Source organism: Microvirga guangxiensis (assembly GCF_900102135.1).
Classification (GTDB): Bacteria; Pseudomonadota; Alphaproteobacteria; order Rhizobiales; family Beijerinckiaceae; genus Microvirga; species Microvirga guangxiensis.
This window is the reverse complement of record NZ_FMVJ01000018.1, coordinates 37,709-51,049: the sequence shown is the minus strand read 5'-3', so window position 1 is coordinate 51,049 and position 13,341 is coordinate 37,709. Positions and strand designations below refer to the sequence as shown.

Annotated in this window: 13 protein-coding genes; 12 read left to right on the top strand and 1 reads right to left on the bottom strand. The window is 59.0% G+C overall.

The genetic code is table 11. The features are described 5' to 3' along the window. Positions 1–3 precede the first annotated feature (3 nt). The 9 genes from BLP10_RS21425 to BLP10_RS21385 all read left to right on the top strand — a co-directional run bounded on the left by BLP10_RS21425 (position 4) and on the right by BLP10_RS21385 (position 10,516). Positions 4–1,290: a glycosyltransferase family 4 protein gene (locus BLP10_RS21425; protein WP_091139419.1), complete on the top strand. Its 1,287-nt coding sequence runs from the start codon at positions 4–6 to the stop codon at positions 1,288–1,290. After that, positions 1,287–2,051: a hypothetical protein gene (locus tag BLP10_RS21420; RefSeq protein ID WP_091139357.1), complete on the top strand. Its 765-nt coding sequence runs from the start codon at positions 1,287–1,289 to the stop codon at positions 2,049–2,051. Before BLP10_RS21425 ends, BLP10_RS21420 begins: the two co-directional genes overlap by 4 nt. Positions 2,052–2,122: 71 nt before the next feature. Then, positions 2,123–4,291 (top strand): glycosyltransferase family 2 protein, encoded by a 2,169-nt coding sequence (locus tag BLP10_RS21415; RefSeq protein ID WP_091139354.1) that lies wholly within the window; start codon positions 2,123–2,125, stop codon positions 4,289–4,291. Between the two features lie 7 nt (positions 4,292–4,298). After that, positions 4,299–5,618 carry a glycosyltransferase family 4 protein gene (locus BLP10_RS21410; protein ID WP_091139351.1) on the top strand — a complete coding sequence of 440 codons (1,320 nt, stop codon included), beginning with the start codon at positions 4,299–4,301 and terminating at the stop codon, positions 5,616–5,618. 49 nt (positions 5,619–5,667) lie between these two features. Continuing rightward, on the top strand, positions 5,668–6,870 hold the full coding sequence (locus tag BLP10_RS21405) for a polysaccharide pyruvyl transferase family protein (RefSeq protein WP_091139349.1): 1,203 nt from the start codon (positions 5,668–5,670) through the stop codon (positions 6,868–6,870). A gap of 115 nt (positions 6,871–6,985) precedes the next feature. Further along, on the top strand, positions 6,986–7,975 hold the full coding sequence (gene galE / locus BLP10_RS21400) for a UDP-glucose 4-epimerase GalE (RefSeq protein WP_091139416.1): 990 nt from the start codon (positions 6,986–6,988) through the stop codon (positions 7,973–7,975). Between the two features lie 127 nt (positions 7,976–8,102). Continuing rightward, entirely contained in the window at positions 8,103–8,300 is a 198-nt protein-coding gene (locus BLP10_RS21395; RefSeq protein WP_091139346.1) for a hypothetical protein, read from the top strand. A gap of 37 nt (positions 8,301–8,337) precedes the next feature. Further along, entirely contained in the window at positions 8,338–9,513 is a 1,176-nt protein-coding gene (locus BLP10_RS21390) for a hypothetical protein (RefSeq protein ID WP_091139343.1), read from the top strand. Between the two features lie 235 nt (positions 9,514–9,748). Continuing rightward, positions 9,749–10,516 (top strand): CatB-related O-acetyltransferase, encoded by a 768-nt coding sequence (locus BLP10_RS21385; protein ID WP_091139340.1) that lies wholly within the window; start codon positions 9,749–9,751, stop codon positions 10,514–10,516. A 377-nt stretch (positions 10,517–10,893) separates the two neighbouring features. Here BLP10_RS21385 and BLP10_RS21380 read toward each other — a convergent pair whose 3' ends face one another. Then, positions 10,894–11,226, bottom strand: a complete 333-nt coding sequence (locus BLP10_RS21380; RefSeq protein WP_091139338.1) for a hypothetical protein — start codon at positions 11,224–11,226, stop codon at positions 10,894–10,896. A gap of 1,074 nt (positions 11,227–12,300) precedes the next feature. Between BLP10_RS21380 and BLP10_RS21375 the strand changes: the two genes are divergently transcribed. From BLP10_RS21375 to BLP10_RS21365, 3 genes are read left to right on the top strand one after another with little or no spacing between them, the layout of a single operon-like run. Then, complete coding sequence (locus tag BLP10_RS21375) at positions 12,301–12,498, top strand: hypothetical protein (RefSeq protein ID WP_091139334.1); 198 nt, start codon at positions 12,301–12,303, stop codon at positions 12,496–12,498. Continuing rightward, positions 12,473–12,877 (top strand): response regulator, encoded by a 405-nt coding sequence (locus BLP10_RS21370; RefSeq protein ID WP_175494000.1) that lies wholly within the window; start codon positions 12,473–12,475, stop codon positions 12,875–12,877. The genes BLP10_RS21375 and BLP10_RS21370 overlap by 26 nt, the downstream gene beginning before the upstream one ends. A 1-nt stretch (position 12,878) precedes the next feature. Continuing rightward, complete coding sequence (locus tag BLP10_RS21365) at positions 12,879–13,142, top strand: response regulator (RefSeq protein WP_244510742.1); 264 nt, start codon at positions 12,879–12,881, stop codon at positions 13,140–13,142. Positions 13,143–13,341 lie beyond the last annotated feature (199 nt).

The window sequence follows — 13,341 nt, the reverse complement described above, 5'->3', positions numbered from 1 at the left end:
CTCTTGAGCACCCGCGTCCTCATCGTTGCCCACAACCATCCGGACCTCCATCCCGGCGGAACTGAAATCTTTGCCCACGACCTCTTCCGGGAGTACCGGTCACGTCCGGACGTCGAGGCCCTCTTCCTAGCCGCCACCAATCATCTACACCGCGAACAACGCCCCGGCACGAGCTTTCAGTCGGTCGGCGACGCCCCGGACGAGATCATCATGTGGAGCGGGCATTTCGACCGCTTCTATCTCAGCCAGATCGACAGCTATGGGACTGTGCCGCACCTCATGAACTTGCTGGAAGAGTTCAGGCCGGACGTAGTTCATATCCACCATGTCCTCCTCATCGGAGTCGAGTTCATTGGCTTGGTGCGCCGGATCCTGCCGAACGCAAGGATCGTCATGACACTGCATGACTACTATGCGATCTGCGCCCACGATGGACTGATGATGCGCACGAAGGGGCGCGAGCGGTGCGACCGGGCGAGCCCAAGCCGATGCAACAACTGCTTCCCAGACACTACCGCCGACCGCTTTCTGCTGCGTGAGCAGTTCATCAAGACCCTGTTCGGCCAAGTCGACCTCTTCATCGCGCCGAGCCGGTTCATCAAAGATCGCTTCGTCGCCTGGGGGCTGTCTGAAAATATCATCGAGGTCGTGTCGAATGGGCGCCCGGCGGTGGAGCCGGCCCCGCATCGTCCATCCGCCGATGGGCGCCGCCCAGTGTTCGGTTATTTCGGCAATCTTAATCCTTGGAAAGGCGTCCCCACCTTACTAAAGGCCGCCCAGCGACTCATCGCGTCCGAGGTTGAGGATTTCGAGTTGCGACTTCATGGCGGCGCCCCGTTCCAGGCGAAGGAATTCGTCGAGGAAGTTGAGGGCCTGCTCGACGAGACCGATTCCCACGTAGTTCGCCTGGGCCCCTATCGCCGGGACGAGCTTCCGGCCCTCATCGCGGCAGTCGATTGGGTGATCATGCCATCGATCTGGTGGGAGAATGCCCCACTGGTGATCCAAGAGTCATTCCTTCATCGCCGTCCGGTCATTGCGAGCAACATCGGTGGGATGGCCGAGGCCGTGCGCGACGGGGTCGACGGTCTGCACGTCCGTCCGGACGATCCGGTCTCCCTGGCGAACGCCATGCGCACGGCCATCGCTACACCAGGCCTCTGGGAGAATCTCGTTTCTGGCATCGTTCCGCCAGCCGATATCTCCGCGGTCGCGGACCGTCATCTCGCCGTTTATCGCGAGATTGGGCAACAAGCTGACATCATTGAACTGAAGGCGAACGCGGCATGAGCACACCACAGTCGAAGCATGCAGTCACCGAAGCGTCGGTATCGTCCCAGATCCAGGGACGGATGGATGCTATCGAAGACCGTCGCGTCTTCGGGTGGGTGTGGGATCGCTCCCGCCCGGCGGAACGGCTTCTTGTACGAGTTCTTCTTGAAGGTCGCATGATCTCCTCTGGTACCGCGAACATGGCGCGTGTCGACCTGCGTCGGAATGGAATTGGCGACGGTAGCCACGCCTTCGAAGTCGATATTCCAGAGGCAGTCGCGAACATGTCGGCCAACCTTACCGTGGTGGCGGTCTCGCCGTCGACCGGCGAGGAGATTGTCCTGCAGGCTCCAAATCATGACCAGCGCGTGGCCGAGGCGTCGATCAGCGCCCCATTGAACCGTGCCATGGACCGGCTCGAATTTCTCATCGAAGCGCAAAGACGCTCGCAGCTTACGCAGCGCGAGGCAGCCGAAACGTTGCGTGCGACGTCCAAACAGATTGATGAAATCGTTGGTCAGGAAAATGGCATTGGGGCTGCCCTCGAACTCGTTCGCGCCAATCAGGCAGAATTGTCTGAGAAAATTTCCGGTATCGAGGTCTTCCATCTTCGTTTCGACAAGGTCTTGGCCGACTTCGACGAACGCATTCGAGAATTAACGACAGCGGCTGACCGGCCCATGCGCCGGGCTGTGGCCATGCTTATTGCGTTCGGGGGCCTCTCCGCGGCCTGCGCAATCGCAACATTGGTGGTCGTCCTGCGGCACGGCCTGCAATGACCGTATCGTCACATAGAATTATAAGCAGTGAGATCCCACAGAGGGGTCCAACAACATTATTGAGCAGACACGTGAAGGAAAATCTCAGCATACCTGTAGATGGCGAGACCGCACTCGCCACGCCGATTGGAGAAGATCTCGCACTCATCACTGGTGTTGCCGACGTAATGCCTGCAACGGTTGAGGTTCTGCTCAACGGCGATCCCTCTATGATTATGAAGGCCGGTGTTGTCAGCTGGAGTAGGGATGGCGCGCCATCTGAGGCGGCGACTGGCTTTGTCGCATTGGTGCCGATCAAGCTGGCATCCAAAGTTCGTCTGCGCTCAATTGTTATGCGACGCGGTGGGCATCCCATCCGCTATACTTTGGTGAAGCCCGCAGTTTCCGTTACGGACCTTGTGCAAGTAATCGCCAACGACGCCAGCGATCGGATGGCTGAAGTGGCCGACCGAGTTGCTCAAGCTCTGATGGTGGGCAAGAACCATCCGAAGCGCTTGGCGGCTGCCTTGTCAGTTCTGACAACTGCAGCCAAGACGGATGGCTGGATCGAAGTTATGGGGCCGCTCGACACTGGCGAGATCTTCTTGCAGGGCTGGGCGGCCGACCTTCCGTCCAATCAGGTACGCGTCCTTGTCGCACAGGGTGGTCTGATGACCGGTGAGTTCAAGGTTGCGTCGATCGCACGCAACGATCTCGGCGGCAATGGCACAGGCTTCGTCGGTCTCCTTGATACAGGTAAGATCACCGTTGAAACCGAGAAACTTCAGAAGCTATTCTTCCGTTCGACACAGGGCTGGCGGATCCTCGAGGTCTACGATCGGCGGGTGCTCCTTGAGCCGACCGATGTTCCCGCCCATATTCGCGACGGCCTGGTTCGCGCTACCGCAAATCCCGAGACCCTGCGCACCCTTCGCCGTGCGGGAGAGCGCTTCGACGGACGCGACACCGTCTCGAACCTCAAGCAGCCGGTCCGGATCGGCATGGATATGGTCGTCGAAGTTCCGGGTGGCGGCCTCCTTGTTGCCGGTTGGATGCTCGATCCGGAAGGGCATGCGGAGTCTGTCGTCCTTCGGGCCGGTGCGGAAACAGCACGCGTGGACGACAGCTGGACGCGGTTACCGCGTCCGGACGTCGCGACGGCGTTCCAGCAGAATGACCTGTTCGCTGGACGCCTCGATCCCCACCGGATCGACCATGGCTTCCTCGCCTTCGTACCGGGGCTCTCCTGCACAGGCAACGTCCCTGTGTACTTCGAGTTCACAGTGGGTGACAGCGTTGCCTACTACCCGCTGACACCTATGCGGAACCTGTCACGGCGTGCCTTCGAGCGCCTCGTGGCGCCCCTGGACCCGCGCACGGCAGCAGCCGGCGTCGCCATCGAGCGGCATATCGGCCCGATGATGCAGGCGCTTGCCGCTCCGGCCCCCGAGGTAGTTGAGGCGCGCGACTTCAGCTTCGATGAGGCCGGCACGACGAAGGCGCTCGTCGTCGGCGCCGTCCATGATGCCGAGGAGGCTGCCAGCGCGTTGGTTCTTCTGGCCCTCGACGCCGAGACGCGCAATGTTCCGGTGATCCTGTCTACCTCCATTGAAGCCTTCGGGAGCATCGCGCCGGAGGCCGAGCGGCTGGCCCACTTCTACGGTCTCAAGCTTCGGGTCATCGGATCCGAGGGGGTGCAGGACGCCTGCGACGCCTTTGAAGCGGCGGTTCAGGCATCGACGGCCGATGCGTTGGTCTTCCTCTCCGCCGATGTCCTGCCGCGTCAGTCAGGCTGGTTGTCTTCTCTTGAACGTGCTTACCGGAAGCGCGGAGGAAAGGCTTTGGTCAGCCCGACCTTAGTTTACGAGGACGAATCCATCCGCTTCGCCGGCACTTGGTTCGACGCTGAAGAGCAGAAGCTAGTCGACCGCTACATCGGCTACCCACGCGACGTCGTACAGGGATCCGACCCCAGGGAGGTGATGGCCGGATCGACAGCCTGCTGCATCGTTTCCCGAGCAGCCGTCCAGGCCGCAGGCGGGTTCACTCGCTCCTATCTTGGCACCAGCGACAAGGGGCGAGACCTCTGTCTCAAGCTACGGCTCGCTGGAACCCCATCAGTGTGGCTGCCGAACGTGGAAATGATTTCGGCCGAGGACAGCGGCGGTGGTTCCAGCCCTGCCATGCGTCGCTTGGCCCAACGAATTGATCGCTGGAGTTTCGACCGTAAGTGGTCGCTCCTCGTCAACAACATGCGGTGATGTTGCCATGACACAAAAGAAGCCTCGCGTCCTGATCGTCTCCCACGGCCATCCCAGCTATTCGCTTGGAGGAGCCGAGATCGCCGCTTACAACTTGCACAAGGGCCTCAACAAGATCGGTACCGCGGAGTCGCGCTTTCTCGCCCGTGTTGGTTATCCAATCGTGCGTCACAGTGGCACCGCCCTCATGAGCCTGCGTCAGAAGGGCGGCGACATCCTCTATCACGCCGACGAATACGACCATTTTCTTATCTCTAACCGGAATACGGAAGAGCTGGAGCGCGACTTCGTTCGTGTCCTGAAAGACCTCAAGCCTGACGTGGTGCATTTTCATCACTTCATTGGGCTAGGGCTTGAGACGATTTATGCTGTTCGCCGAGCGCTCCCTAACTGTGTGATCGTGATCACGTTCCACGAGTTCCTATCCATTTGCCACCACCACGGCCAGATGGTGAAGACAGGCGGCACGAAGCTCTGCCATCGGGCCTCGCCGTCGGACTGCAACGCCTGCTTCCCTGAGGTTTCACCGGCCCGCTTCCTACGCCGCGAGCACTTCGTGCGAGGATTGCTGGAGGTCGCGGACTACTTCGTGTCGCCGAGCCAGTTCCTCGTCGACCGTTACGTGGATTGGGGCCTTGATCCTTCGCGTTTCATCGTCATCGAGAACGGCCTCGACATCGGACAGCTCACGCCGCCACGGGACCTGCCTTTAGTTGGGAAGGGCAAAAAGGCGCGCCGCTCCCGCTTCGCCTATTTCGGTCAGATCACTCAGTTCAAAGGCGTGGACGTCCTACTCGACGCCGTGGCCCGCGTTCCGGATTCGGTTTGGGGAGAAGACTCTCAGCTGATGATCTTTGGTGGCAACCTTGAGCGGCAGCCAAAGCAGTTCCAGGAGAAGATCGAGAACCTTGTGGAGCGCGCTGGCAATCGGGTTCGCTTCTACGGTGCCTACCAGAACAGCGACATGCCGCGCCTGATGCGCAACATCGACTGGACGATCATCCCCTCCATCTGGTGGGAAAACTCGCCAATTGTGATCCAGGAATCGTTTTTCCACGGCCGCCCGATGATCTGCTCGAACATCGGCGGTATGGCCGAGAAAATCACCGACGGGGTCGACGGCTTGCACTTCCGTGTAGGCTCGTCGGAGGATCTCGTTGATCGCTTCACCGAAGCCCTGACCACACCGGGTCTCTGGGAGCAGCTTCGCGCGGGCATCAAGCGCCCGATCTCGTATGAGGAATGCGCCCAGCAGCACCTCGACCTCTATCACCAGCTTGCCGTCGAGAAGGCGTCAAAGTTTCCCACCGCTGCGCTCTCAGCGTGAGACGATTTAACAACAGAAAACCAATCTGGCACGTCCAGGAGATGAATTCATGCAACGCATCCTCGTCATCAGTCCCTCGGGTGAAGTCTACGATCACGACAATGTGCGCTGGTATAATTACAAGGACACTCAGCGCAGCATCAACCACTACCACAACATCGGCGACGCCTTCGTTTTCGACTCGTCGCTCAAGCTGTTGAACTACGATAAGCTCGATGCTCTCGAGATCGCCAAACCGAACCTGGCTGACATCGATCGGATCAACGCCGAGTACGATTACGTCTTCCTGCGCGGCTCCAACTACATTCATAAGGACATGAACTGGGAGAACGCGGTCGAGGTCCTGAAGCGCCTGAAGATTCCGGTGATCGCGTGGGGAATCGGTGCTCAGGCTCCGGTGAAGGGCAAGCTGGAATTGTCTGAGCAATCCAAAACCATGCTTCGCCTGATGGCCGATTCCACCACGTCCATCGGGGTGCGCGGTGCCTACTCTGCGCAGATCCTCTGGGATCTTGGCATCAAGAACGTACGCATCGTCGGTTGCCCGACAGCCTTCCGCCGCAATAAACCCGACCTCGAGATCAAGCTGCGTCCACTTGACCAGATCAGGACAGCTGGCATTACCCTTCGCCGTGAAGTGTCGGGCACATACGCGCGCAACATCGAGCAGTACCTGACCTTCCACCGCGACATGGTGAAGGAGATGGCCACTCGCTTCGACGTAGTGCTCATGGCGCAGGGAGAGGTCGAGGAAAAGAAAATCGTTTTCGGAACCCCTGAGCAGCGCGAGGAAGGCATCGCCGAGTTGAAGGCCAATGGGTGGGTCAGCAAGTGGTATCTAGACGAAACTATGGAAAAGTTGCACCGCGAGCGCCTCTTCTACTCCGACGTCGTGGCCGACTACGAGGACCTCGTGCAGCAGAAAGACCTTGTCCTCGGTTATCGCCTGCACGGAAATCTGATGGCGCTCGCCAATGGCACGCCGTCGGTCTATTTTACTTATGACAGCCGCACGGTAGAATTTGCTGAAACTTACCAGATCCCGAGCTTCGACGTGTTCTCAGGCAAAACGTTCTCACTCGAGGAGTACTGGGACCAGTCGCTGTTCGACAAGTTCAACCGCGCCTACCGCTTCATGTATCGCGAGATGCGGCAGTTCCTCGTTGAAAACGGCGCCGACACGAAGATGGTCGACGTGATGAAGAAGCCCACGAGGGCCGCCGACAAGACCGTTGCCATTAAAGCAGCGTGATCGGTCGTCCGTCTCTTCAAAGCGTAGTTTTGCCCGTCACCTGAGCATCCTGTTCTAGGTGGCGGGTCATAAGTCTGCGTTCGTTCTCGACAGGATCAGGCTCAAGGGGAACATCATGACTGTATTGGTAACGGGTGGCGCCGGCTATATTGGCAGCCACATGGTTCTAGCACTGGTTGACGCTGGCCGGGACGTCGTGGTGCTCGATAATCTGAGCACTGGTTTCCCCTGGATGGTTCATCCCAAAGCCCAGTTCGTGAAGGGCGACATCGGAGACGAGGGTCTGGTGTCCGAAATCATCCGCGACTACTGCCTTGACGCAATCGTCCATTTCGCCGGCTCGATCGTGGTGCCAGACTCGGTAACGGATCCGCTCGGCTACTATTACAACAACACGGTGAAGTCGCGCGCCCTGATCAGCGCCGCCGTCAAGAACAACATCAGCAACTTCATCTTCTCCTCGACCGCAGCCGTCTATGGTGACGCCAAGGAAAGTCCGATCGTGGAGACGGCGATGCTCAACCCGGTCTCGCCTTATGGCACATCCAAGCTGATGACTGAACTAATGCTGCGCGACACCGCGGCTGCTCATCAGATGCGCTATGTGGCGCTCCGTTATTTCAATGTAGCCGGTGCCGACCCGCAATGCCGCAGCGGCCAGTCGAGCCAGCGGGCGACCCACCTAATCAAGGTGGCGACCCAAGCGGCCCTTGGCGGGCGGAACGGCATTGACGTCTTCGGTACCGACTATCCGACACCGGACGGGACCTGCTTACGCGATTACATCCATGTTTCGGATCTCGCCAACGCCCATATGCTGGCGCTCGACTACCTGCGTTATGGAGGCGAAAGCACTGTCATGAACTGCGGCTATGGCATGGGCTACTCTGTCCTCGAGGTCATCGAGGCAGTCAAGCGGGTGTCCGGCGTCGACTTCGAAACTCGCCTCAGCGACCGTCGCGCCGGAGACCCCGCGACCCTGATTGCCGCGGCTGACCGCATCCGTAACACGCTCGGATGGGAACCTACCCTCGACGACCTTGAGACCATCATCACCCATGCTCTCGCGTGGGAGGCAAGCCTCAAGACCCGCAATGCGGCTTGAACGTAACTATGCCGACGGCGGCGGTTGAAACTTAGGTTATTCCAACCGCTAGTCGTTAGCCATTCCCGAACCGGAGAACGCAGATGCAGAGAGTGTCACACACCCGGCCTCTTCCGAGAAACAGACATTGGCGAAGGCGCTGTCGAAGAAACCTTTGAGTGTCGCGATCCTCTGGAAGTATCCGTCGCTCGGCCACTATTCGAATGCCGAGTTCGATCGTATCTACCACGCCATCAGGCCGACCAAGCCACGGAGTATCTCGCCTTCCTTGAAGCGAAATGCTCAAGCCGCCCCCTTTCTGGAGGCCATCGCCGCAGGCAGGTAAGCCAACCACCTCATTAGAACGAAAGGAGCAATTGGGCATGACCAATGCCGCAAACCTGCTCTCGAACTACCCGATCTTGCGTCTTTTGACGTGTGTGGCCGCGCTCCTGCTTTCGATCGGAAAGTCGGCAATTGCAGGAGATGCCGTCAAGTTCAGTGTCTCACGTGAACCAGAGGTCGTATACAGCTACCAGAGGCAGCGCTGCGATACACTCACAATCCCCGACTCGCCGGCCAGGGCCTATCGCCGCGCTGACGGGTCGATTGTCATGATCGCTGCGCATTTCAACAACAGGTTCCTTGAGGGGAGTGACTTCCACCACCTCAGTCCGAACTGCCACGTCATTTCGCAGGGAGCGGAATCTGGCGACCCAAGCGAGTTCGATGACCGTTTCTGGATCCAGAGCCTGATCCCGCTTGGTGGCGGCCGCATCATGGCTCTCGCGAGCCATGAGTACATGGGATACAGACACGCAGGCGTTTGCGAGAAGGGTGCGTTTCCGACTTGCTGGTATGTCTCCGTCGTAGGGCTGGAGGGTAACGAGCGCGATCTCTCCTTCAAACTCCGGCCGCGCGATCAACGCGTGATCGCCGGGTCCAACCGCCAGTTCGACTCGTCCATTAAGGCCGCGGGGTTCCAGACGGTCACCAATACCGTCTTCGATGGCGACTACGCGTACTTCATCGCATGGACCGATGATGCCGCCGAACCGGGTCATCGCGGCAATTGCTTGTTCAGGGCGCCTCGGGACGACCTGATGAATGGCTGGCAGATGTTGAGCGGCGGCCGGTTTGTGCAACCACCGGACCCCTATCCGACCGATGGGCGAGAACCAATCCGGGCCAAGTGCGACCGCCTCGGTGGACCCGGCATGTCCGGAAAGGCGAGGTCACTGGTCTGGCTCGAAAGTAAGAAGCAATGGCTGTTCCTTTGGACAGCTCGAGCCAAGGAGGTCGGCGTCTTCTACGCGACGTCAACTGACCTCAGAAAATGGTCATCGGCCACCAGAATCGCTGCGGTTGAGCCCCCATGGGGCTCGGGCAAGATTGGCGTGTTCTACGACTATCCCTCGGCTATCGACCACAACAGCCGGTCAACCATCTTCCAAACCGTAGGCGACAGCTTTTACCTATACCTGACCCGCTTCAACTGGAAGAACCCCAAGGTCCGCATGGACCGGGATCTGGTAAGATTCAAAGTCACAGTGGACTGATTGCGGTGGGAGAATGCTTACATTCGAGCGAGATCTCATAGACTAAGCGTAAGGTTCTGGAGTGCGAGATGCGTTGATGAACGATCTGTTGATTCATTAACAATTTGGCTCCACGAGTCACCTTCATCACTATGTTTTGTATTCAGTCTTAGCGACGGATTTGTCCCACGATCGGATAAGTAAAATTGAACTTTATATTTTTGGGTGAATGCATCTATAAGGGTATTTGGCTGGCATGAGCGTCATCCGTATCAATTTTGGGCCAACAGCGGCCAACAAACTTCAGTCCATTGGGCTCAAAATCGCGTCCGCGCGTGGCGAACTGTCTCTCAGAGAAGGTAGCTATTTCGAAGCACCTGGATCGATACAGCCATCCTTGAACGCTTCTACACTCATCCAGGTCGGCGCATTTGCGTCACTAGCGCATGGGGGTACGATGGGGAATGTGCGGATCGGGCGCTACGTCTCGATAGCGGCCGGCGTGACGATTGGGATGCATAACCATCCTGTCGATTGGCTTAGCTCCTCGCGCATCACCCACTTCCCGCAGATGCACGAATGGCACAAGTTCTGCGGCGACGGCAGCCCTGAGGTGACCGCAGCGTTGCGGCGGCCGTTCAGCCACGCTTGCCCGATTACCGAGATTGGCAACGATGTCTGGATCGGCCAAGGCGTGTTCATCAAGTCCGGTGTGAGGATTGGTGATGGCGCTGTAATCGGGGCGCGCTCAGTGGTTGTTAAAGATGTAGAACCATACACAATCGTCGCGGGCTCGCCGGCCAAGCCCGTGCGGAAGCGGTTTCCTGAGCCTATAGTTGAGCGGCTCCTCACCATGCGGTGGTGGTGCTATTCGCTCTACGATATGGCGGGCGTTCCATTCGAGGATGTCCCCGTGGCACTCGAGATGCTTGAGGAGCGTGTCGCGCGCGGGGACCTGAAGGAATATCAAGCTCCGATTTACACGGCAGAGGATCTGGCAACCCTGTTCCCCGTCGCCGCCTGAGGGCTTGATCCAGCAATCTGCACAACTTCAGAATTCTATATCTTCCTTCTTCCGCCTTTAGGATCGGGCGCGCCTAATCAAGGGACTGGCCCCTGCCGGCTTGGGTCGATCTCAAGAAGCGGGTGCAAGCTGACCTTGGAATGGCAAGAGCAGAGGGGACCCACCGTCAAGGAACCGAAGTGGCAAGGGTTCGGCTCGGTGTTGTTCAACAGGCCCTTCGACGGCAGTTGGACGGTGAAGTCGAGACGACCGTTGCGCGGGACGGCCTTCAAGGCCGTATCAGCGCAGCGCTCTCGCTGCGGTAGCCCAATCGGGAGTTAGTCACTCCATCGAAAACGATACCAAGCGATTCCTGTTCGACATGGCGCGTGCGCCAATCAGCGGGAGCCTGAACCCTTACGACCCTTAGGCTGGGTTATGCTCCCGGTCGTGGCGACATCGTCCGTGTTGGCGGCAAGTTTGCCGCCGGACCTAATCGCATCCGTGCTCCAGGCAACGTTCTCTGCCGGAAGCAGATGCTTGACCAGCTTTCGTGTTTCACGCGAGAGAAGTTTTCCGGCCTGCGCCAGGGGCTTGAAGTCCGTAAGTTTGTGTGGCCCTCCAGGGCGTCCTGCAAAGACTCGGAGCCCATCGGGAAACATCACCATGTCGCCCCGACGCAACGTGCTGTCGGCGAGAAGCGCCGGAACGGGGTTGTTGATCTCGCCCATAGGTCTCGGTTCTATGGGCTTTTTGATCTCCTGCCGCTCGACAGCCACAGGCTTGGGACGCGGAGGGGCCTTGCGTCGGGGCCTCTCGGCTCCTGGATCGGTTTGATATCCGGACGACTGAGGTACCGGAGTAGGGGCTGCTGGCTGGGAGAAGACCCTGAAGAGCCCGAAGATGCTTTGCGCTTGGGCAGGAGTGGCAGCGCTCGCAAGCGGGAGGGTAAGAGCCACGGCTATCAAGCTACATGATCTCGCTAATGATGCGAGCTTGCTTCGGAGCTTTGACATTCCCGCCTCCCTTGATGAGGAGCAACGTGGTCCCGCTTGCTGGGTTCCTATTCCATCCGTGGTAGAAGAGACAAACCAGCACTGCCGAGCTTGAACCGATGACATGCCTAGCTAGAAGGGCAGTCGCTCAGAGGCAGAGATCCATCCGAGGATGGGAATGGTCTCAGTGCCGGAATATTTGAAGGTAACTAGGGTTTGCCCGCCTCGTAAATGCGCCGAGTCCCTCGATGTTTGGGACTAGGCGGAGCAAATTGGTCGATTCAAATACGACCGGCGCAAGTCGTGAGGAGGGTTAGTGATGGCCACGTGGGAGCGAACCTATCGGTATGTGAGAGGCCCGTCCGATGGCGTGACACCACGGGCGAAGAGAGACGCGTCCGCTTATCACCGCAGCCTGACGTGGCTGTACGATTCCCTCCGGTAAGGCGGCTGCTGACAATGATGTACGGCGCCTACTGGCGCCTGACGGCGAGTGACACAAGTTCGTACATCGGCCTTAACGAGCATGCAGTCGACCGTCTGGCTCACCCGTCGGTCTAGGCAGTGGCGAAAGCATGCTCAGGGTTCTCGTTCTGAAGGGACTTACTCATCACGCCTCACAGATCCATCGAGAGTCTCGACACAGGGTGTTTGGTGTAGACGTCACGAACACCGTGAACGATCGAGACATTCTGCCGCCACGCTGAAACCCATGGTGGGGTCAGCGGTTCCTCTCACTACCCTGAGATAACCGGCAGGCGGCCTGAACCGCCACGCCGGATCCATGAGATAGTATCAAGGAGAGAGCCGATGCTCCGTGATTCCGCAGGCAATGTGCGTCTGCCCCATGTCAACGACCTCCATCCGGACGTCGCGACCTTCATGATCGCACGCGCTTTCGCGGAGACTTACCGGGACGTGCTTGAGGCACCTGTTCCTGCCCCGCTTGTCGCAATCCTTCGCCAGATGGAAATCAGAGGGAATGGCTGTGAACACACTCCATCCTGAGCCGTATCTGGCACTGATCGTCGAGGATGATCCCGATGTCCGCGCGCTTGCAGGCGCCTTGCTGGAAGAGACGCCTCTCGAGGTCGTGGAAGTCGACAGTGCGGAAGCAGCTCTGGACCTCCTCCAGGAGCGTGGAGGCGATATAGCCATGATGTTCGCCGACGTGCGCCTCCCTGGAAAGATGGACGGGGTCCAGCTTGCAAGCGCCGCATGCAAGCTCTGGCCGACGGTCAGGATCGTGCTCACCTCCGGTGATCCTGGTACCCAGTTGGATGATCTGCCGGAGTGCGTCACCTTCATGCCGAAGCCCTGGCGCGGGCTCGATGTCCTTGTGCAGGCCGAAAAGGCAATTCATCACCCTCAGCCACCGGTGACGTGACATGCGGCACGGCGCAAGCAACCACCCACCCGTTGTCCTTCTCGTGGAGGACGAACTGCTGGTGCGGATGACCGCCATCGACGAACTGGAGGAGGCCGGCTTCCAACTGATAGAAGCGGCCAATGCGAACGTAGCTCTCAAGGTGCTGGAGGCGCGCTCGGATGAGGTGCAGGTGCTGTTTACCGACGTGCCTATGCCCGCTCCATGGAAGGCATGGAATTGGCCCGACAGGTCCATGCCCGCTGGCCGCACGTCCGGCTGCTGATCGCCTCGGATTACGCACGTCCCCGAACCTCATGAGATCCCCGACGATGGCCGGTTTGTGCAGAAGACGTACCATGTTGCAACCCTCGTTAGGCACGTTCATGAAGTGGTGGGCTCATAAGGAAAGCGAGCAGGATAGCATGTGTCCTTGAATGGGCCTGAATATTGTCAGTCCCTAAGCGTCCCTTGAAGAGCAGCCT

What these genes read in the sequence shown, in the direction of transcription:
- BLP10_RS21365 (WP_244510742.1), top strand. Translation starts at nt 12,879, where the DNA reads ATGCGGCACGGCGCAAGCAACCACCCACCCGTTGTCCTTCTCGTGGAG.
- BLP10_RS21420 (WP_091139357.1), top strand. Translation starts at nt 1,287, where the DNA reads ATGAGCACACCACAGTCGAAGCATGCAGTCACCGAAGCGTCGGTATCG.
- BLP10_RS21410 (WP_091139351.1), top strand. Translation starts at nt 4,299, where the DNA reads ATGACACAAAAGAAGCCTCGCGTCCTGATCGTCTCCCACGGCCATCCC.
- BLP10_RS21405 (WP_091139349.1), top strand. Translation starts at nt 5,668, where the DNA reads ATGCAACGCATCCTCGTCATCAGTCCCTCGGGTGAAGTCTACGATCAC.
- galE (WP_091139416.1), top strand. Translation starts at nt 6,986, where the DNA reads ATGACTGTATTGGTAACGGGTGGCGCCGGCTATATTGGCAGCCACATG.
- BLP10_RS21390 (WP_091139343.1), top strand. Translation starts at nt 8,338, where the DNA reads ATGACCAATGCCGCAAACCTGCTCTCGAACTACCCGATCTTGCGTCTT.
- BLP10_RS21385 (WP_091139340.1), top strand. Translation starts at nt 9,749, where the DNA reads ATGAGCGTCATCCGTATCAATTTTGGGCCAACAGCGGCCAACAAACTT.
- BLP10_RS21380 (WP_091139338.1), bottom strand. Translation starts at nt 11,226, where the DNA reads ATGGGCGAGATCAACAACCCCGTTCCGGCGCTTCTCGCCGACAGCACG.
- BLP10_RS21375 (WP_091139334.1), top strand. Translation starts at nt 12,301, where the DNA reads ATGCTCCGTGATTCCGCAGGCAATGTGCGTCTGCCCCATGTCAACGAC.
- BLP10_RS21370 (WP_175494000.1), top strand. Translation starts at nt 12,473, where the DNA reads ATGGCTGTGAACACACTCCATCCTGAGCCGTATCTGGCACTGATCGTC.